This window comes from Chitinophagales bacterium (assembly GCA_019694975.1).
Taxonomy (GTDB): Bacteria; Bacteroidota; Bacteroidia; order Chitinophagales; family UBA10324; genus JACCZZ01.
The window spans coordinates 56574-77743 of sequence record JAIBAY010000012.1; the positions used below are offsets into that span (position 1 = coordinate 56574).

Annotated in this window: 17 protein-coding genes; 12 read left to right on the forward strand and 5 right to left on the reverse strand. The window is 45.8% G+C overall.

Annotated elements, in window-relative coordinates:
• Positions 1–190 precede the first annotated feature (190 nt).
• Entirely contained in the window at positions 191–811 is a 621-nt protein-coding gene (locus tag K1X61_15935) for a murein L,D-transpeptidase catalytic domain family protein (protein MBX7110141.1), read from the forward strand.
• A 346-nt stretch (positions 812–1157) separates the two neighbouring features.
• Here the strand turns inward: K1X61_15935 and K1X61_15940 are convergent, their stop codons facing one another.
• Complete coding sequence (locus K1X61_15940; GenBank protein MBX7110142.1) at positions 1158–2126, reverse strand: alpha/beta hydrolase; 969 nt, start codon at positions 2124–2126, stop codon at positions 1158–1160.
• 662 nt (positions 2127–2788) lie between these two features.
• On the opposite strand from K1X61_15940, the gene K1X61_15945 reads away from it, so the two are divergent.
• From K1X61_15945 to K1X61_15960, 4 genes are all read left to right on the forward strand, one after another.
• Complete coding sequence (locus K1X61_15945) at positions 2789–3301, forward strand: hypothetical protein (GenBank protein MBX7110143.1); 513 nt, start codon at positions 2789–2791, stop codon at positions 3299–3301.
• 196 nt (positions 3302–3497) lie between these two features.
• On the forward strand, positions 3498–4310 hold the full coding sequence (locus tag K1X61_15950; protein ID MBX7110144.1) for a toll/interleukin-1 receptor domain-containing protein: 813 nt from the start codon (positions 3498–3500) through the stop codon (positions 4308–4310).
• A gap of 248 nt (positions 4311–4558) precedes the next feature.
• On the forward strand, positions 4559–5677 hold the full coding sequence (locus tag K1X61_15955; protein MBX7110145.1) for a hypothetical protein: 1119 nt from the start codon (positions 4559–4561) through the stop codon (positions 5675–5677).
• Positions 5678–5907: 230 nt separating this feature from the next.
• On the forward strand, positions 5908–6606 hold the full coding sequence (locus K1X61_15960) for a TIGR00730 family Rossman fold protein (GenBank protein MBX7110146.1): 699 nt from the start codon (positions 5908–5910) through the stop codon (positions 6604–6606).
• A gap of 7 nt (positions 6607–6613) precedes the next feature.
• On the opposite strand, the gene K1X61_15965 is transcribed toward K1X61_15960, so the two are convergent.
• Positions 6614–8026 carry a carbohydrate porin gene (locus K1X61_15965; GenBank protein MBX7110147.1) on the reverse strand — a complete coding sequence of 471 codons (1413 nt, stop codon included), beginning with the start codon at positions 8024–8026 and terminating at the stop codon, positions 6614–6616.
• Between the two features lie 65 nt (positions 8027–8091).
• Here K1X61_15965 and K1X61_15970 point away from each other — a divergent pair, with 65 nt between their 5' ends.
• The 7 genes from K1X61_15970 to K1X61_16000 all read left to right on the forward strand — a co-directional run bounded on the left by K1X61_15970 (position 8092) and on the right by K1X61_16000 (position 15956).
• Complete coding sequence (locus tag K1X61_15970; GenBank protein ID MBX7110148.1) at positions 8092–8841, forward strand: trimeric intracellular cation channel family protein; 750 nt, start codon at positions 8092–8094, stop codon at positions 8839–8841.
• A 252-nt stretch (positions 8842–9093) separates the two neighbouring features.
• Entirely contained in the window at positions 9094–9636 is a 543-nt protein-coding gene (locus K1X61_15975) for a potassium channel family protein (GenBank protein ID MBX7110149.1), read from the forward strand.
• Positions 9637–9771: 135 nt separating this feature from the next.
• Positions 9772–10788 (forward strand): HlyD family secretion protein, encoded by a 1017-nt coding sequence (locus K1X61_15980; GenBank protein MBX7110150.1) that lies wholly within the window; start codon positions 9772–9774, stop codon positions 10786–10788.
• Between the two features lie 7 nt (positions 10789–10795).
• Positions 10796–12337 (forward strand): MFS transporter, encoded by a 1542-nt coding sequence (locus tag K1X61_15985; GenBank protein MBX7110151.1) that lies wholly within the window; start codon positions 10796–10798, stop codon positions 12335–12337.
• A gap of 39 nt (positions 12338–12376) precedes the next feature.
• On the forward strand, positions 12377–13756 hold the full coding sequence (locus K1X61_15990) for a TolC family protein (GenBank protein ID MBX7110152.1): 1380 nt from the start codon (positions 12377–12379) through the stop codon (positions 13754–13756).
• Positions 13757–13793: 37 nt separating this feature from the next.
• Positions 13794–14882, forward strand: a complete 1089-nt coding sequence (locus K1X61_15995) for an AI-2E family transporter (GenBank protein ID MBX7110153.1) — start codon at positions 13794–13796, stop codon at positions 14880–14882.
• A gap of 297 nt (positions 14883–15179) precedes the next feature.
• Positions 15180–15956 carry a DUF2490 domain-containing protein gene (locus K1X61_16000; GenBank protein MBX7110154.1) on the forward strand — a complete coding sequence of 259 codons (777 nt, stop codon included), beginning with the start codon at positions 15180–15182 and terminating at the stop codon, positions 15954–15956.
• A 3-nt stretch (positions 15957–15959) separates the two neighbouring features.
• Here the strand turns inward: K1X61_16000 and K1X61_16005 are convergent, their stop codons facing one another.
• The 3 genes from K1X61_16005 to K1X61_16015 all read right to left on the reverse strand — a co-directional run bounded on the left by K1X61_16005 (position 15960) and on the right by K1X61_16015 (position 20931).
• On the reverse strand, positions 15960–16469 hold the full coding sequence (locus K1X61_16005) for a hypothetical protein (GenBank protein ID MBX7110155.1): 510 nt from the start codon (positions 16467–16469) through the stop codon (positions 15960–15962).
• Positions 16470–18266: 1797 nt separating this feature from the next.
• Complete coding sequence (locus tag K1X61_16010) at positions 18267–19568, reverse strand: OprO/OprP family phosphate-selective porin (protein ID MBX7110156.1); 1302 nt, start codon at positions 19566–19568, stop codon at positions 18267–18269.
• A gap of 16 nt (positions 19569–19584) precedes the next feature.
• Positions 19585–20931, reverse strand: coding sequence for an anaerobic C4-dicarboxylate transporter (locus K1X61_16015; GenBank protein ID MBX7110157.1), 1347 nt, complete (start codon positions 20929–20931; stop codon positions 19585–19587).
• Positions 20932–21170 lie beyond the last annotated feature (239 nt).

A 21170-nucleotide genomic window follows, 5' to 3' on the forward strand; every position in this document is an offset into this window, starting at 1 on the left:
TATTAAAGATATTGAATTTTATAATGTGCGGCTAATTGCAGGCGAGTGGAACAGTGATTGTCATGATAACATCTGAAATAAGCGCCAATGCGGGATGAATCAACCGCTCACCAACCCCATTTTTTTGTCGATTCTATCTGCAATACCTTAAAAGTAAATGGCGTTTTAGGAAAAAGTATCCTTGCAAAGCATGCGACTCACTTTCACTGTTTTGATCACCCTGTTTTTTTTATACTGTAATAATGGAGTACCCAAAGAAGCTGCAAGTAAGGGTGAACCGCTGAATATTGAATCAGCGAGAATAAAAGCAAAACAGGCGCTGGATTTTTGCAATCGCAAAGAATTCAACAATGATTTTTGTATTTTAATTGACATGAGTGTACACTCGGGTCTAAAAAGAATGATGGTATGGGATTTTAAGAAGGACACTGTCTCACTCAGCTTTTTGGTCGCACATGGCTGTTGTGGCAATCCCTGGAGTAATGATTTTTCAAACGACCATCCCGGATTCAGTAATGTGGAGAATAGTCATTGCTCATCATTGGGTAGATTCAAAATTGGAGAAAGAAGCTATAGTTCCTGGGGTGTTCACGTTAAATATGCGCTCCATGGCCTTGATTCAACTAATAGTAATGCTTTTAAACGCTTTGTTGTATTTCATTCATGGGAAGCTGTTCCGGATCAAGAAGTTTATCCAAACGGAACGCCGGAAACGTGGGGTTGTCCCGCAGTTTCCAATAAGAGTTTCGAGATCATTGATCCGTTATTAAATGCAAGCTTGAAACCAGTGCTTATGTGGATTTATGATTAGGCAAATTATCACTTATACTGCGATAGAAATTTTCTTCCGAAATCTGCTCACTCCATTGTAAGCGGGTAAAATATTTTACACCGCCGCCGTGTCGCGCGCATGAGACATGCGGGCAGTGCAGGTGATTCCTCCTGAATAACAGCATCGCTTTGCTGGTTCCGTTGGTCTTAGCAACGCCAGCGGGAGGCGCAGACCAGCAACTGAAGACGCACTTAATCATCAATGTTTGAAATCAAATGCCAATAACCGTGGTCAAAAAAGCTTTGAACACTATTGCATACTAATCCGGACTATTGGGGGAAAATTTTGATCCGGTGTTTTTCCGCATTAACAGGAGATGATCCACTTACAGGTATAGCTTGAACCAATCAACTGCCAGCTTACTCGCTTCCTGTAATTTATCCATATAAGGAGAAAAATGATGGCCGTCCAAATAAACAAGGTTTTTAGGTTCCGGTGCCCTGTTGTATGCGTCCACAATCAACTGTTCAGGTACAACTTCGTCATTCCTTGCAACGATGAACAGCTTCGGTTTACCGCCGATATGCTGAACATAATATCCCGGCTCATATTCCAGCTGCATTTCAAGGCTTTTTAGAGTTACCGAGTTTTCGAATGAGGGCGCGTATTCCCTAAAGCTCTGAATAAACTCCCATGCATGAGGACTTGGAACTGCGCAGAACTGATCGTCATCCGCGCTTGCTACCGGGATTTTAGCCGGTGTTCCACCCGTTATCCTGGACAACCTGTCTGCCCGGAATTGCTGATACAGCAAGGCTTTGCTTTCAACTGCCAGTTGTTTTACATAGTATGAACCGCTGATAAAAGGTGTCATGGCTACCAGGCATTTTACCCTTGGATCAAACGCACTCACCACGAGCACATGGCCACCGGCGTAACTGCCTCCCCAAACACCTATCCGCTCAGGATCAATGGCAGGAAGAGTTTCCACATATGTTATTCCATCCCTGTAAGCTTGTACTTGCTGCCACGGATCAGCTTCTCCTCTAACATTACCCGCACTTTCTCCGAAATTCGGATAGTCAAAAAGCAGCACCGCAAATCCTGCCCTGGCAAAGTTGGAGGCAAAGAATTGGTAATTGCATTCTTTGGTTCCGGAAAATCCGGGCGCCATTACAATAACCGGCAGCTTTTCACCCACAGTACTTTCCGGCTTATAAAGCCATCCTCGAATCAACAACCCATTCGAGAAAAAACTGACATCGGTTCTGCTTATTTCATTTGCATCAGCATTTTGTCCCATGGCAAAGTCGATGCTTGAGATGCATAAAATGAAAATAATGAGGTAATACATATTTTTCATTTTGCTGTAGCTAAAGTACTTGGTGGCAGATGACGATTTTGGTTTTTTTTGCCCGCGTGGTCTTCACGCGATGCACCGTTAATATGCACGAAACTCTTTTAGAAACACAAAACTTCATGCTTCCGTGGCACTGCACCTGAACTAAAACATAGGGGCAATCTCTACAACCCGAAAATACAACAAAGACGCTGATAAGGAAGGAAATTAGGAGACAGAAAGCAGACAAAAAACGATTATCTGATAGATGCAGGCAGGTACAGTACAAACCACCCTGATTCTTGTGACGTTGATAGTATTATGAACACTTGCAAGGCACGCTGCCGATTACTTAATTCAAAGACAGCATTGTAAAAGTCGGAGTTATGAGCCTGCCATCTGTATGTCATAGGATATCCATGGGAATTGATTGCCGGATGTAAAACTGTTCGTCACACAACGGTACATTCACGGGTTACCGGTCTTTTCCTTACGCAAGAATTTGCATCAAACTGCAAGCGAAACACCTGCAACAACCGAGTCCGGTTCTAACATCCTTATTAAGCATCAGGCACCCATACATAAGATTTTCCCGAAACCGCCAACAGCCAGTAATATACTTATTAAATGTTATATTTGAAGATCATTACTGACTGTCAAATGTAAAACCCGGGTTTATGAAGAAATCCATTTGCCTCCTTCTCTTATTGGTTGGTATGCTGCCGGCAACGGCACAGGATAAATCATGGCTCAAAGGCTGGCATGCTGAAGCGGGCCCCATGATCACCGTACCCATCCGGTACATGCATTATTATTCAGTGTTGGGCACTGGAGTTGATCTTGCTGCGAGCCGTAACATCACCGGCCGCATCTATGCAGGGGCAAGAATCAATTATGCCTTTTTCTTCGGCAATGGCAGCGTTGACGGAGAAGAGGTGAACTTCAACCTGTTCAACGCCATGGCCGATGGCTATTATCTGTTCGATAACAATTTCCTGCTTGGCTTCAGCGGAGGGCTTGGACTTACCTTTAACAGCTACGGCACCGATCTCAATTTTTCCCGGGTGTTTTCTGCCGGCTATAAACTGGTTACCACAAAGCATGATTATGTCATCACGGCTTTCTTTGATCAGACGAATTACCAGAAAAACATCGGCGTAAGAGCCTGCATGGTATTGCCCATAAACTGATTCATTCTTCCAAAATAAAGAACAACGATTTCAGCAATTTATGGCGCTCTTTTTTTTGAGACAGTTTTACATTTGAAAATGTGCAATAGCCAGGTGAACCAGATGCTGCTGCTTTCTTTCCAAGCACCTTTGCAAAAAACGAGGGAATGGCCATGGAACATATCCATTACTAATGTTTAATTCAAATAATGATACCATGTTGAAGATATTTGTAAGTCATGCCTGGGACGATAAGGTAAAGGATCAATTTGGCCAGGTATATTCGGAACTGGAGCAATATGATCTGTGGATCGACAAATCAAAGTTACGTCCCGGTGAAAATATCAGGGAACAAATCAAAAAAGCAATCAACGATTGTGAAGTTGTGCTTTTACTATGGTCGGAAAATGCCGCAGCATCGACGGATGTTCAGTTTGAAATTGAAACCGCAATCGCATTGAACAAACATCTGCTGCCATGCACCATCAATGATTATGCTACCGATCATTCTCCTCATCTTGCCGGAAGACTCTATATTGATTTACGGCAGACAGCAGAAATGCCTGATGCGGCATTGGGCTGGATGAAAGTCAGGGTTCACCTGGTTGATCTGTATATTGAGAAAATGATGGCGCGTTATAAAAGCAGCAAGGTCTCTGAAAAACTCGAATTACTGGTTCACCTGGATAAGCTCCGTGTATTGCAGGAGGAACAGGAAAAACGTCTAAGCCTCCTGGAAGACAGCCTGTTTCGCAAGCAGAAAGGGGCATCCAACCGGAACCAAAACAATGCGTACATAAAAAATATGGTGAACAGCATCATTAAAGACTTCAGTTCCGAAAAAGCTACTCCTGAGCAAAAGCAGGTGGTTGACTTCCTGAAGTTTACCACTAAATTATTTAATCAGCTGCCGGATGATGATGAGGCTACCGTTACTGCGAGAAATGCTAAAATGCGTGAGAAGATCAGGCAGTTGGATCCACAAGGCAGCAATGCATTGCTGGGGGAGTTAGCGCCAAAGCTGATGTAAGCTGTAATTCCTTATAGAAACTTATTTACAGTTTTGCTGGTCATTATGCAGCTTACACATAGCCTGCGAACGACCGGGAGATGGCAAACGTCTGATTGGGCAAGCGATGGCTCAATTTAATATTTCCTGCAAAATGTAATGGTCATATAACAGCATCGTATCATCTTCGTCCGGTTTGTCTGCTTAATCATTGTCTGACCGGTTTTATTTTAACTTTGTACCATATCTAGAAACCACTTGAATTTGTTATGAAAAAGTTGATTTATGCCATAATACCGGCCCTGCTTGGAATGACCGACTCATATGCACAGTACACTACAGATAAGGTAGTCGGGAAAAAGAACCAGGAATACCTTGACAGTGTCAAGAATTCCGAGTATCCCTATGCCTTGCCAATCCTCGGGAAAAAGGCACATCAGCAGGGATTCAGCCTTCCCTATTCCGCAGGACTCAGCCTCAACTTTCTTACCCAGCAATCAGATATTATCATCGACAATCTCAGCGTGGGATTCAATGGTGGTGAAATGTATGACCTTGGAAATGTGGTGCGTTTCAACTCAGCTGTTTCCAAAGGCAGTGGCCTGAACCTTCGCCCCGACATCTGGTTGTTTCCTTTCTTAAACGTATATGGCGTACTGGCGAAATCAGCCTTATCCACTTCCATTGATGCCGGCCTCTGGATTCCGCAAAATGACAGCGTATGGCAGGAAGTGTTACCACTCTCCACCAAAGCGGAGTTTAATGCCACCACCCTTGGTTTCGGCCTCACGCCGACCATTGGCGTGGGTGGATTCTTTATGGCTTTTGATATGAACATGACTTGGTCTGATGTGCCTGCCCTGGAGAAACCAGCTTTTGCCTTCGTTTTCGATCCGCGCATCGGTAAAAATTTTGTGATCAGGGATGAGATGAATGTAGCCGTTTGGGCCGGCGGATTCCGGCTGAAGATTAATTCAGGCACTACCGGCTCATTGCCGGTGAGCGATTTATTTTCACTCAATGATGCGCAGCAAAAAATTGATGACGGACAGATGAAGGTAGAGCAAGGATATACGGCCGTGGATGAGTGGTGGAACAGCCTCACGGAAATACAGCAGCAGAATCCTGTGAATTCAGCCAAGTATAATACCGCCAATAAAGCCCTTGAAACCGCTGGCACGGTGCTGGCGGCAGCGGAACAGACCGTGAATAACCTTAATAATTCTACCGTTGAATATTCGCTTGACAAGCGGCAAAAAGATATGTGGAACTTTATCGTGGGCGGACAGTTCCAGTTAAACAAACACTGGATGGCACGCGGTGAAGTTGGATTTCTCAGTGCACGCACACAGGGACTGGTCAGCCTTCAGTACCGTTTTGGATTGTAGCTGATTTGAAAGTGACAATGGTTATCCACAATCTCTTTTCAGGAATATTTGCAGCACAGCCATGCTGAACTTTGAGCGGAACATATAATCAAAAAGAATTGCAGTGGTTCTGCTGCTTAACTACGATGTGTTTCATTCACAGTTGCATTTAATCCAACCGCAACTTTCCGTTTCAGCAATAGAATAAGTTAACTCCTATCATTATTTCAGCCAGTCATCTACAACGCATCATGAAACTCTCCAACGATCAGCATTTTCTGCTGCCGCAAAGAACACTAGCCGATGAAATACGCGATGCGCACAAGGTTCAGGCAGACCTGTGGCAGGGCGTTTCCGCTTTTGCCGACATCAGAAATTGTGTAACCGTGTATGGTTCCGCACGGTTTCGCGAAGGTCATCCGTATTATGAACTTGCCCGCGCCATCGGGAAAGAACTGGCGAAAAACAATTTTTCTGTTATGACGGGCGGTGGGCCCGGCGTGATGGAAGCGGCGAACCGCGGAGCCAAAGAAGGCGGAGGCGTATCATTGGGTTGCAACATCATTCTGCCATTCGAACAGGCTCCGAATGTTTACGTCGACAAGATGGTTTCCTTTGAATTTTTCTTTACCCGGAAAACCATTCTCCGCAAAAACTCCGTCGCATACGTACTGATGCCCGGCGGTTTCGGCACGATGGATGAAATTTTTGAAGTGCTTACGCTCATTCAAACACATAAACTTCCGCCTCGGCCTGTTGTATGTATGGGTAAAAATTACTGGAAGCATCTCGGCACCTTCATCCGCGAAACGATGCTTGAAGCGAAAACGATTTCCGAAAGCGATCTTGATCTCGCATTCATCACGGATGATCCGGAAGAGGCCGTGCATCACATCAAAAAAATCCTTGCGCAGCAAACTGCTCCACAGGAAGAAGTGCGGGAAGATTAATCCTGCTTCAGAACAGCCACCATTCGGCCCGGATGCCGATATACTGCCCCCACTTCACCTGTCCAATTTCCTGCAGGAATGGTGAGTAAAGATTGTCCGAAGCAAACTGATTGTATTTAGCGATAGAATAGATAAAGCGGAAGTGAGGGCGCGCCCAGGGATCAGCCTTAGCGGTAGGAACAATCGTAGGCACTATTGAAAATTTCAGCATGGTTGCAGCCTGCTGATCGCCATCGGTGCGACTGGCATAATGTACTTCCGTGAGCAGGTGAAACCATTTTTTGATATACCAGAAGTTCCTGATGCCTGCTGCATATTCACTCTTGCGATTGAAGATATCGCGGCCGAAATAATCGGGTGCTTTATTCGTGCTGTCGGCAGCACCATGACTGATGGTATAGATGGCATAGCCATTAAAGCTGTACTTAGGACTTACGTTTAGCAGTATATGTTCTGCAAGACTGAGGCAATAGGCATTACTGAATTTGTTGGTGGAAAGGTCGGGCGCTCCGTAGGTCAGCCATGTTTTGGAGTTACCACCATCATCACCGTTAGCAATGCCATGACCATAACGGACAGATGACTGATTGAACGAGCCCGGAACTTTTGTTCGAATGCTGATGACATGCTTGGCACCAAGCACCCAACCACCCGCTGCCGGATAGTTTAATACAGAGACGGTATCCTGCCCGCTTACATCAGCAAGGCGATGATATTCGCCGAGCAGTTTTATTTTTTGTTTGTTACTGTCAAAGGGTATGACCTGTTCAACAATCAGCATGCTTCTTCCCCGTAGGCCAAGGCGCTCGGTGCCATCCGCTATGTTCACATAAAAGTTGGGTGGCACCGAACTGCTGGTATCCACCGTTCCGGGAAACATGATGGAAAAAGTGGTATTTCTGAAGATGACACCACAGCCCTGGCTGCTGTGATCGTCAAAGTAAAAATGATCGGCTATGTGTATGTCATCGCCGCGAAAAAATTTGGCGCCAATCCAGGCACTCCAGTCTGATCCTGCAATATGGTTCGCTTCTGCATACAGCTCAGGCAGTGCAAATGCAACACCACCATATCCGGTGCTGGGTACATTGCCGATCAACTGTCCTTTGCTGCTGTACATGGCTACTCTTGCCTGCACATTCACGGAAGTTGTGTCCTGCCGCACTGTGACAGGGTTAAAATGGAGTGCGCCGATTAATTCTACATAATCTGCTTCTTCCATTCTTCCGCCAATTGATCCCATGCCATTGAGGTTGAACGACCGCCCGATGTTACCATCTATATCCGGTGAAAATCCGGCACCGACACGACCATAGGAACCAAAGGAAAAAAGCTTATTCGAAACGGTGGTTTGTGCGGTTACATCAATAACATGGAGCTGTAAAAGAACGGCAAGCAGATGCGGCATATAAAATTTCATGAACCAACTATTAAACAAAGGAGAAGAATCGGATGACCTGATCAAAGATAAAGAGTGGATTTGTTTTGTCAACTTTGTTTGATGTGTTTCTGAAAGAAAGGAAACAACAGCACAATTCATTTATCACTACAACACAGCAGCCTTTTAGCATGAGCGATATGAATCCGGTCACAGCCTCTATTCTTGCATATTACCTCAGCATCGCTTCCATTATAGCATTTGCTATCACCGGTGCACTTGCTGCCATTCAGTCGAAGAAGGAAATGGATATCATCGCGGTTATCATTCTCGGTGTAGTGACGGCAGTAGGAGGCGGAACCGTGCGTGACCTTGTGCTGAATCTGCCTGTATTCTGGGTGCAGGATCCTTCCATGCTGGTGGCAGCGGTTGGCGCTTCCATCGCCACCTTCTTTTTCCGATCCGGCATCAGGAAGAGCTATTCCCTGCTGCTGTATATCGATGCGCTGGCCAATGCCTTGCTGCTGATGAGTGTGATGAAGAAAGTATTCATGGCGGGATTCGCATGGGAAATAGCCGTGACGAGTGGAGTGCTCACCGGCATTGGTGGCGGTTTGATCCGCGATGTGCTCACCGGAAGAGAGAACCTGCTCCTCTCCCGCGAATTATATGCAACACCTATCCTGGTGGGTGCGCTCATCTATGCTGCCTTGCTGCGGTTAATACCTGATTCAACAACCTTGCAGTTGAGTGTCGTGATTTTTGTCTTCCTTTTCCGTGCAGCCGCCATCCGCTTCGATCTTTCACTGCCTTCGTGGCTGATTGCAACTGATGCACATAAGAAGCAGCAGCAGTAACCGGTCGGACAGATTCACCCTGTATTGAAATTGGAACATGCCACAGGATGAGGTCAGTATCAAAAAAGTATTTGGCGGATAACTTAACATTTTTCTCAGGTTATTGCGGTGCATTTTACCATCATTAAGTGATGCAGGAGTTTATTAAGCATGATCGCCTTGATTGCGAAGCTATCCTCAGTTCCGGATAATTTCGCTATTCCAATGCCTGCTAAAAGTTATCTTTATCCATCATTCAATTACCTACGCTTCGTGATCAGGTCAATATTCCGTCATCCGCTTGTTTACAATCTGCTGATTGTCATTACCACAGTCATTACCTATAAGATCGCTAAATCCGGCATGATCATTTCCTTCAGCCGGCAGGCCATCGACCTGATCATCTTTGCCTTCTGCGTGGCGCAACTATTTTATTTCGTGGTTTTTTCATTGCGTAAGCTGTTTTACCAAACCGGTTTACAGCTTGCTTATCCGCAAATACTTTTTCGCATTTTCGGTAACATTGTTTTTGTACTGCTGACTTTCACTGCCAATTACTGGTGCCTGTTTGATAATGATCCCTCATCCATCACCGGCCTTAATGCATCTTCTACCTTCCGGGAATTGCTGGATATGTTTTACTTCAGTTGCGTCACGTTCGCTACGGTTGGTTATGGCGACATATTGCCCAAATCAATGGCTGCAAAAAGTTGCGTGATACTGGAAATGGCGACGGCATTTTTCCTGGTAGTGTTTGTAATATCCAATGCCGGTGATATCGTGCAATCCGCCCGAAAGAACATGAAAGACGAATAAAAATGAAGTTGCTCAATTGCCAGGAAGGAATTGATTCATTGCTGTACTGAAGCAACCCAAATCCTGTTAGAAGGTATTTATTAACTTAACTGATGAATTTGAATTGAATATTTACAACTGCGAAAACACTCCTTAATGTCTTCTGACAAAATCAAACCAATAGTGATACTGCTTGCAGTGATTGCAGTGCTGGCCTTTTGCTATTGGATGCTCATTCATTACTTCGACCGCCGGAATATGACTGACGATGCTCAGGTTGACGGGAATATTGTGCCTGTCATTGCACGCACGGATGGCTTCGTCGATAGCATTCTGGCTGATGATGATCAGCAGGTGAAGAAGGGAGATTTGCTGGTGCTGCTTGACACCACTGATCTTCATCTTCAGCTGCAGCAGGCGCAATCCTCGCTGAAGATTGCCATGAAGCAACTCGACATTGCGCAGGAACAGGCAAAGATTGCCGCGATTGATCTGCGTGTTGCAACATCTACCATTCAATCCAAACAGGCAACAGTGGACCGTACAAAAAGTGATTATGAACGGTTCAGCGCCCTGAAAGAGAAAGGCATCGTGAGTGAACAGCAATACGAAGCAGCGGATGAAGGATATAAAAAGGCGGTGGTGGATTTCCGGATTGCGGAGGACAAGCAACACCAGGCATCTTTGCAAAACATTACAGCCTCAAGCAATGTAATGCTGGCCGAAGAAACGATCCTGCAGACGCAGCATCAGATTGCACTATTGAAAAAACAAACCGGCTATGCTTCCATACTTGCACCTTCAACCGGCATCCTGTCTAAACGGAAAATAGAAGAAGGGCAGATGGTGAAAACCGGCGCTCAGCTTTTTACAATAGTCGATAATGATCATCTGTGGCTCACAGCAAATTTCAAAGAAACACAGCTTGCCGATATGAAACCGGGTGACAGGGTAACTATACAGATTGATGCCATTCCCGGAAAGGATTTTAGCGGAACGATAATATCATTCGGTGGCGCCACGGGATCAAAGTTCGCATTGGTTCCGCCAGACAATGCTACCGGTAACTATGTAAAAGTAGTGCAGCGTATTCCGGTGCGGATCGAGTTCACTGACTCCACGCAACATAAGATGCTGCGGCCGGGATTGAGTGCGTTGGTTTATCTGAAATAGCAACAGGATGAAGAACCGTTTATTCCTCAAGGCTTTTTTGTTTTTCACACTTGCTCTTTCCTTCTTCAACTATATAGCACCCGGCGTTTCTTTCTCCTATGTACAGAACTATTTCGGCGAGTCCTTCTCCGATGCATTCTGGTTGCTCCGCGGTTTTCAGTTATGTAACCTGGTAACAGGATTAGCGGCCTTGGTGATTTGCAAATGGATTGGTCATCGTGAAGTGTTCATTGGTTCGCTGTTTATTTTAACCATGGCAACTATTGCCTCACTGGCCGTTGATGACTTTGCACCGCTTCTATTCCTTAGAATTGTAAGCGGGCTATCCAACGGGCTGATGTCCGGTGCGGCACTCATGATGCTGATGTCTCTTTTCCCACCGGAAAAAAAAGGCAGCGCCACCTTGTTAAATATCCTGGCAGTAATTACCGGAACCTGTCTTGGCATTATGGCAACGAGCCTTTTTACACAGGATTATGGATGGAAATTCAACTACCTGTTGTCAATACCTGCCCTGGTCATGTGTTTGTTGCTTTCCTTTCTCCTCAGTAAGTCATTGCCCAAAGCCCAGCAGGTGGAAGAAGACTGGCAGAGCATTCTATGGTTTTCACTTTTCCTGGCAGGCGTAATTTTCGCGGCAGTTTATTATGAAGAGATGGAAGGCATCGAAAGTGTACGATTTGTCATCGCCCTTTCCATTGGGTTGTGCAGTGGATTGATTTTTTTCATACGCAGCCTGACGCATGATAAACCATTGCTGGATGCATCATTATTGCTTTACCCTCCGTTCACGCTGGCCACCATTGTTATTTTCCTGGCAGGATTTCATTTCGTCGGAACACTTTCCATGCTGGCTAAATTGCTGGGAGGAGTTCTAAAGATGCCGTTGCATGATGTGCTTTCCTTCATTGCTGTATTGGTTGTTTTTGTGCTGATCAGTATGCTGATCGTTGTGGTGCTGGTGAAACAGGGGTTCCGGCCTGCATGGATAGTGATAACATCACTACTCCTGATCGCTTTTCAAACCTACACCTTCTCAACATTAGCGGATGATTTCAGTTTCGCGCTGGTGCTGCAACCGGCATTCATCGGTATCCTGGGAGCAGGTGGCCTGTTCATTGGTTCGCTTCTCTATGCCATGACGCGCGTGCTGCCGCCGCAGGTTACCAGGGTTGCAGCCATGCACAATGTGATTTTCGGCCTGGGCTGCGCACTGTCTTCTTCCTTTTTTACTGTACATGTTGACCTCGAACGGGTGAGGCAGGTGAACTATTTGCGGGAGTATACTGATGAGGGTAATCCGCTTGTGCAGGAAAGCTTAGCATCGCAGCAAGCACTCTTCATGGCAAATGGATATGCACCCGATGAAGCTTCCGCTGCAGCTTATGCAGGCCTTCAGGGTACTATCAAACAACAAGGATATTTCAAAGCCATCACGCAAACTTATTTCCTTGTTTTTATCGTATCCATGCTGCTGATCGCATTTGTGCTGTTCATTGAATTCATGCTTTCAGTAAAAAGCAAAACCGGGTTGCCTGCCGTAACCTGAAATCAATCTTTTATTCATCCTGAAAAATCGATTGCTCCCATGAGAAGACTTTTTATGCAGGCCAACCTGGCGCTTGCTTGTATGTTAATCAGCCTGCAGCACGCCGCTGCACAACAGACATTCACTGTTGAACAATGTATTGCCTATGCGATGAAAGAGAATCCGCTGCTGCTGTCAGCAGCGATGGATACGTTGGTTAATCAGATCGGCATGAAGCGAATCAGCGGCGAATACATTCCTACCATTGACCTTTCCGCATCACTGCAATATTACCTGCTGAAACGTTATACAATTGTAGAAGGCACTTCCGTGGTTGCGCCTGATAACATCGGCGACTACGATCCGTATGCGCTGGAACTCGGTTACCGCAATGCCTGGTTTCCTTCGATCAATGCCGGGCAGCTGTTGTATGATCCCAGCCATCACCCAAGGTATGAAGCGAATGCCATCAGTACAGAATTGTCGAGACAGCAACTGGCAAAACTGAAGGTTAATCTGATAACTGCTATTTATAAATCATTTGCCACCTGCCTGGTGCTGAGTGTGCATGAATCATTTCTGAAAGAGAACCTGAAGCGCACGGATACGCTGGTGCGTTTCACCCATGAAAAATTTGACCAGGGTGTTGCGTTAAAGTTTGAAGTGAATCAGATGGAAGTCGCCTCTAACCGCATCAAAAATGCACTGGTACAGGTAAAAGGGTTTTATGATGAAAGCATGGAACAACTGCGTGTGCTGATGAATTATCATACAGCTGATACGCTGAGGTTACAATCCGACTTTACGACTGACCTTATCATTGCAAGAAGTAAGGCATTCCTTGATTCCATACCAGGCAGTGTTGCTTCCGACCGGATTGAATACCACATGATGCAGTCAAAAGAGCAATTGAGCGTCGCCAATCTCTCATTAGCCAAAAAAAGGTCGTTGCCATACCTTTCCATGAACGGTGTACTGGGATTTAATCCGCAGGCATCACACATTGAAAATATGTTTCAGCAGGAAAGGTGGAAACCCTATTCATACTTAGGTGTCAATCTTTACTTTCCGTTCTTTCAGGGCCTCGATGCCAGGAGAAACGCTGAGCAGGCAAAAATTCAAATCAGCCAGGCGGGTTATGATCTTGCCACGTTCGAAAATCAGTATGCCGGAGAAAAGAATACGGCATACCTACAGCTAAAGAATTCCCTTGCACTCATGTCGCTGGCCGACAGCACGCTGAAACTTTCAGAAGAAAATGTTTATATGCTGAAGGAAGCATTAGACTATGGATTAGTGACTACCCTGCATGTAATTGTCGGGGAAAATGATCTGTTCCTGAATCAGTCACAATACTTCGCACAGCTCCTCGAAGTCACCCTCAATAACATTAATGCAAGGCATGTGCGCGGCGACTTCAACCGCTTTGCAGGCTTCTAAATATATAGCTACCTTCAAGGTTACTAAACATACCAACATGAGTGCCAGCCAAAACAGAGAAAACGAAAATCAACATTCCACACGAAAAGTATTTGATATTGTCATTCGCCTGATTGCCGTTGCATTCTTAGTGTATTGGTCATTTAATATTCTTGCACCATTCACTCAAATAATCATGTGGGCAGTGATTTTTGCTGTATCGCTCAATCCGCTCTTTCAAAAGCTGAGCAGTAGAATGGGCGGAAGAAAGGGATGGGCGGCGGCAATTATTTCCCTGTTCCTGCTGATCATGATTATTGCGCCGGCGGTATGGCTGATGTCGTCCACCGCTGATGATATCATCACTTTCCGTGACCACATTAACAAGGAAGGATTTGCCATCACACCTCCGCCGGCGAGTGTAAAAGATATTCCGCTGATCGGGCCAAAGATTGATCAGCTATGGTCAGATGCATCAGAAAATTTAACCGGCTTCGCACAGGAGAATAATGAACGGCTTAAAAGCATCCTGCTTGGCATACTGGGCCTGATTTCCTCGGTTGCAAAGGGATTGCTGCTGCTTACCGGTGCTATTATCGTAAGCGGGTTCCTGATGAACTATGGTGAACAGTCAGGGAAATATGTGACGAAGTTTTTTGTTCGCCTGGCAGGCAGCAGTGGTGAAAGCATGGCAAAGGTGGCGGAAGTAACTATTCGTAATGTGACACGCGGTATTCTTGGTGTAGCTGCCATTCAATCGCTGCTCGCGGGTATCGGCATGGTGATCGGTGGTGTACCCCTGGCTGGACTGTGGACCATGCTATGGCTGATATTTGCCATTGTACAGATCCCTGCGCTTCCGGTTGCTGTCGGTGTCATCATCTGGGTGTGGGGAAGTGAAAGCTCCACCGGAATGGCGATCCTGCTTACTATCTGGATGCTAGTGGCCGGTTTGATTGATAATGTGCTGAAACCAATTATGCTGGGAAAAGGTGCGCCGGTTCCTATGTTAGTTGTCTTCCTTGGCGCTATCGGTGGTTTCATTTTCACCGGTTTCACCGGTTTGTTCACCGGTGCCATTGTGCTGTCGCTTGCTTATAAGCTCTTTGCTGAATGGCTGGATGATACACCTGCTGCAAACTTCTAAACGGATTATTCATCCTATTGCATCAAGTGGTATTTATCAGTATTTGGGGTAGAAGCCTGGTGTCCGTTGTATGAGCAATGGCTTACCTGAGCATACGAAATTTTTTAAGTACAAGGATGGCACTGTGCTCTAATGCCGTGTTGCAATTTTGCAAATAACAGTCATAGATACAATATTATAATGTGTGTTTTTGTCTCCTATGCACAGCGGTAATATGTTGCATATGCCCGCAGTGGCCTGTTAATACCTTCTCTTCTTTTTACAGTGGGAACTAAATGTTTTCTTTGTTAACGCATCATGAAAGCGCTACCTGCACTTCTATTTTTCTTCCTCCTGCCTGCATTTATTCAGCGCGCCAATTCGCAGAGTACCTCTGCCACTCAATTCTCCAGTGAACTCCGGTTTGCACGCACCCTGGCGAAGCGCTGGTCGGGTGAAGTTACCTTCACGAATAACTGGATGCAGTCGCCGCCCGCGGACGGACTATTCGATCAATATGGCGAATGGTCAATTGGCAGCTGGGGACACTACTATATCGCCGCAAAGTGGAGGATCTCGCTGGGTGCTTCCATCTATCACAAGCTGGAACTTGAAGATCCGCAGCAGAATAAAAACAATGAGATACGGTTCAGCGGGCAGGGAACCTACTATATCAAGAAAATCGGCTATACCATCAGTGCGCGTTCACGGCTGGAATGGCGTAATGTGCAGGATGCGGAACAGCATTTTCAGAGTGTGCTCCGGTTACGGGAGCAGTTGAAAATAGTGGTGCCCATTAATGCCAAAAGTATCCGTGAAGGAATTATTTATGGTTTTGGCTCAGATGAATTATTCTTTAAAACGCCCTCTGATGCCACCGGAGATGAAATTTTCGACCGCAACCGTTTTGAAATCGGAATGGGTTATGCGATTACCAATGATGTGACGGTGGAACTCTATTATGCCAATGTATTTCTTCCCCGCGACACGGATCAGGTAAATTCGGTCTTTAACCTTGATTTCAGTTTTCGTAACCTGGTGGAGAATATGAAAAAACGATTCAGTCAAACGCGGGTTCCGGTGCCGGACGATTAATGTTTAGTGGTCCTTTTTCTTCTGCAAAGAGCCTATCAGGCAATCGAGCTGTTGCATCACCGCATCCTTATGCAACTTGAAAGTATACACTCTTTCGCCTTCATCCCCCATCATTATGCGCACCTGGTTCACTTCATATTTTCTGAAAACAGGAAGGTAATCTTCCGGGATGATGTACATGAATAGCAGTGAGGTATCTCGTTCAACATATCGTGTATCGAAATGCTCCAACACATAGGTGGAATCATTGGAGAGGAGTACGTACAGGTCGTTCTTTATTTTTGTGCCGCCGGGCTTGGGCGGAAATGGTTTTGGCTTAAGTGCCAGAAAATAGTTTTGTTCATCCGTGATGGCTCCTCCCTTCAGTTCCTTCTTTGCAGTGTAGTAGAATGGAACATAATCGACATAATAGTACATCACCTCGTCCACACCCTGCCGGCTCTTTACTTCGCACTGGCTGAATGCGTCAGTTACTATGATTGAAAGAAGAATTGCGCAAAAATATCTCAGCATCACTTTGTGAAATTAAATAATTCCGTGGTGTTATTGATCCATAGCTGTTTTTTCAATGCCCGGAAATAACCCGATGTTATGGAGAGGTGAATATGGTTCGTGTAAAATTATGAGAAGATAGTGCCGAACTATGATGATGTCATGCCGGACTAGGTCGACATCATGCAGGACTACGATGACGTCATGCCGGACTACAATCACGTAATACCGAAAAACAATCACATCATGCCGGCACACATTCACGTCATGCCAGCACACATTCATTTCATGCCGACAAACAATCGCGTCATGCCGAACTTGTTTCGGCATCTTGTCACCAATCAAAGTTCCCGAACCGAGTTCGGGATGACCTGTGAGTTAACAAAGTCCTTCGCCTTGTGGTATGCATGGAAATGGCAAGCGAACTCATCAAATGGGGAACCAATGCGAAACCATGCCGAATAACGATGATGCCATGCCGGCACACAACCACGTCATGCCAGCACGCAATCACGTCATGCCAGCACACAATCACGTCATGCCAGTACACATTCACGTCATGCCGAACTTGTTTCGGCATCTTGTCACCAATCAAAGTTCCCGAACCGAGTTCGGGATGACCTGTGAGTTAACAAAGTCCTTCGCCTTGTGGTATGCATGGAAATGGCAAGCGAACTCATCAAATGGGGAACCAATGCGAAACCATGCCGAATAACGATGATGCCATGCCGGCACACAACCACGTCATGCCAGCACGCAATCACGTCATGCCAGCACACAATCACGTCATGCCAGTACACATTCACGTCATGCCGAACTTGTTTCGGCATCTTGTCACCTATCAAAGTTCCCGAACCGAGTTCGGGATGACCTGTGAGTTAAGAAAGTCCTTCGCCTTGTGGTACCCATGGAAATGGCAAGTGAACTCATCTAATGGGGAACCACTGCGAAACCATGCAGAATAACGATGATGTCATGCCGGCAAACAATCACGTCATGCTAGTAAACAATCATGTCATGCCAGCACGCAATCACGTCATGCCAGCACACAATCACGTCATGCCAGTACACATTCACGTCATGCCGAACTTGTTTCGGCATCTTGTCACCAATCAAAGTTCCCGAACCGGGTTCGGGATGACCTGTGAGTTAACAAAGTCCTTCGCCTTATGGTACCCATGGAAATGGCAAGTGAACTCATCGAATGGGGAGCCACTGTGAAACCATGCAGAATAACGATGATGCCATGCCGGCAAACAACCACGTAATACCGGCACACAATCACGTGATACCAGTAAACAATCACGTCATGCCGGACTACAATCACGTCATGCTAGCACACATTCATTTCATGCCGACAAACAATCACGTCATGCCGAACTTGTTTCGGCATCTTGTCACCAATCAAAAGGTCCCGAACCGAGTTCGGGATGACCTGTGAGTTAACAAAGTCCTTCGCCTTATGGTACCCATGGAAATGGCAAGTGATCTCGTCGAATGAGGAACCACTGTGAAACCATGCCGAATAACGATGATGTCATGCCGGCAAACAATCATGCCATGCCGGCAAACAACCACGTCATGCCAGCAAACATTCACGTCATGCCGACAAACAATCGCGTCATGCCGAACTTGTTTCGGCATCTTGTCACCAATCAAAAGGTCCCGAACCGGGTTCGGGATGACCTGTGAGTTAACAAAGTCCTTCGCCTTGTGGTATGCATGGAAATGGCAAGTGAACTCATGCAATGAAGAACTGATTTGAGGTTCAGCCGGATTGCGCTGTCTTGGCACCTGCTATGCAATAAAGGCCACAGGCTACAACAAGCTTATCTGCAGGCGGGCTTCAAAGAACTGAACATTGCCTTTAAGATTAAACCTATCGAGTATCCCATAACCATAGATAAATTCCATACGGAAAACCTTTGTCAGGTACCAGTTAATCATTGGAGTAATTCGCGTCATTTGCCCGCCATGCACATAACCGTTATTCAAATTAAAAGTGGAAACATGCAACACCGCTTCCCATTCTCCCCATCCGCCATTCAGCACTGAACTATGTACCGGTACAAATCCATAAATGTTTCCTGTTGTATTGTAAGGGCGTGAAGTTTTAGTCAGGAAATAACTTAAGGTCAGATCGCCTCCGTAAAAATGAAGCGTGGAAGAATCCTTTGAATAGAAATTATGAGCAATTACTTCTGATGCTATCATAAACTTACCGGCTCGGTAATTTATTTCGCCCCCGACAGAAGTTGCGCCATTGGTTGAAAATTTTCCTGTATTAATCAGTTGCGGTGTAGGGTTGGATTCCGGGCGTGATTTGATGACAAACTCATTGTCTAATGGTTTACCATACCTTAAGTTTACAGCAACATGCATCACTTTGTTGGCCTTCTCATCATATACGGGCAGCCAGCCAATTCTTGCATCATATTGTGTTGAGAAGGTCGAAAATGCCTGTTTAACCGATAAGATATCGGTATAAATACCGAGGTTTATAAAAATTCTCGATTTGGGAAGATAGCCGAAATACTTAATGCCATCCGCTAATATTGGAATAGGGTCTAATGCCATTTGCCTTTCATTATTGATACCAGAATGTCCGTTCATGACCTTAATCATGGAAAATCCTTCCTTGGTGCGGCCAATAAAAAAGTGACCTTTCAGTTCAGGCGCGCCAATGGTGAGCCCGCTTTCCCGCACAAGCCAAACCTTCTCATCACCATCATACATATAGGCAAATTTATACGCAACATACCTTTTGGTTTTAAGAAACCGGCCGCTGAAAAGCATACGAAAATCCCTGGTTTGATAGTTTGGCGCAAGTTCAAGGTTGGCGGAATCCATCTGCTGCCTGAAAAGGTCGCTTTGTGCATACGCCGTGAAGTCGCCTATATAGCCGGCCCCGATCCTGAACATGGCGGCTGTTCCGACAAACTCATTGGGGGCCAAGTCCTTTTTATCAATAGCAAATTCGTTGTCTGCATTGCGTGGCTGGAAGTAGAAGCCATTGGTTCCGTCAGGCAGACTTTGCGTGGTATCCTGCGAATAACAAGTGTTCTCTTGCAGTTGCATCAGTATAAGCAACAGCATCGTAAACTGATTGAAGCATTTCATAACGACTATTTATTGATCACAACAGAAAACCGGCCAGCAGAAATCCCACACCGATAGAAACAACAGTTGCGACCATGCCGGGCAATAAGAAACTATGGTTAATGACAAGGTTACCCACTTTCGTTGTTCCTGTTTTATCCATATTGATAGCAGCCAGTAACGTTGGGTAACCCGGAATCAGGAAGAAGCTTCCGACAGCAGGAAACATAGGAATCAGCGAAGCGGCAGGAATGCCAAGCGCCAGTCCAAGCGGCATCATTGCCTTGGTTGTTGAGCCCCAGCTGAACATCAGGACACCGACTGCAAAAATCGCAATGGTGAAAGTCCAGGGATATGCGGCAGTGATGCTGCCCAGTGAATCGGCTATCAGGTCCTTATTTGCATCCATAAAAGTGGCAGCCATCCAAACCACGCCAAAGACGGAGATCAACGCACTGCCCATGGAATTAAACAGGCTTGCTTTGGTAATTTTGGCCGGACTGGTTCCTGTCAGTATCACGATCAGCGCGGCAGCGGACAAAGCGATCGTCTCAATTACGGTTACCATTTTCAGCGTACCGTCGGCATTCACATGAAAGCTGGCTTTGCCTGCTGCTGTATCAGGTACTATTTGCGGAAATGTTCCGCTTATGACAATCAGCAGGATGGTGACAGCAAAAATGATTACTGCACGCTTTGCCTTTTTCAACTGTGCTGCGTCCTGTGTTGATGCTTTTGACAATTGATTGATGGCGGCTGCGAATTCCGGATTTTTCATCCTGTCAAGAAATTCGGGGTCGTCATCCAGGTTTTTTCCGTAACGCATCATCACGAGTGCGGCTGCCACAGAACCGATGAAGCAGGAAGGAATACAGATGAGCATAATGTCGGCTGCCGCGCCGGGAAAGGCAAGAATCGCCGCGAATGCCGCTGTCGCAGCTGACATTGGGCTTCCGGTAAGTGCTGCATGGCATGCAATCACAGATGCGCTGAGCGGGCGCTCGGGGCGAATGCGGTTTTTGACGGACACATCGGAGATGATCGGTAACAGTGAGTAAATCACATGTGAGGTTCCGGCAAAAAGACACAGTATATAAGAAACTACAGGCGCTATGATCGTGATGCGTTGCGGATTTCTCCGGATAATCCTTTCCGCAATATTCACTATATAATCCAATCCACCGGCAGCTTCCAACGTTGCGGAAAGCGTAACCACACAAAGAATGATGAGCATGATATCACCGGGCGGATCGGCGGGATGCATGCCGAAAAAAGTGACATAGATAAATACACCTACCACGCCCATCAATCCTAACGCAATGCCTTTAAGGCGTGAACCAATCAGAATCATGGCAAGAAGAACAATAAGCTGAATCCAGATCATGGCCGGTAGTTTTAGTGTGTTTATTGATTATTTACATGTTGAAGTTAACGGGCAGAAGAAATAGATTATCTCAGTTGGTAAGTGACAATGGCTCATCCAATCACCAGTTATTTTATTAGTCTTAGTATCAGGATGCATGGTCAACCTTTATTTAGTATTCGCATCCGGTTATTGCCGGTGTTACCTGAAAGCAATTTCATCATTGCATGTAAGCGACAAAAGTTATACTGTTGCGCCTG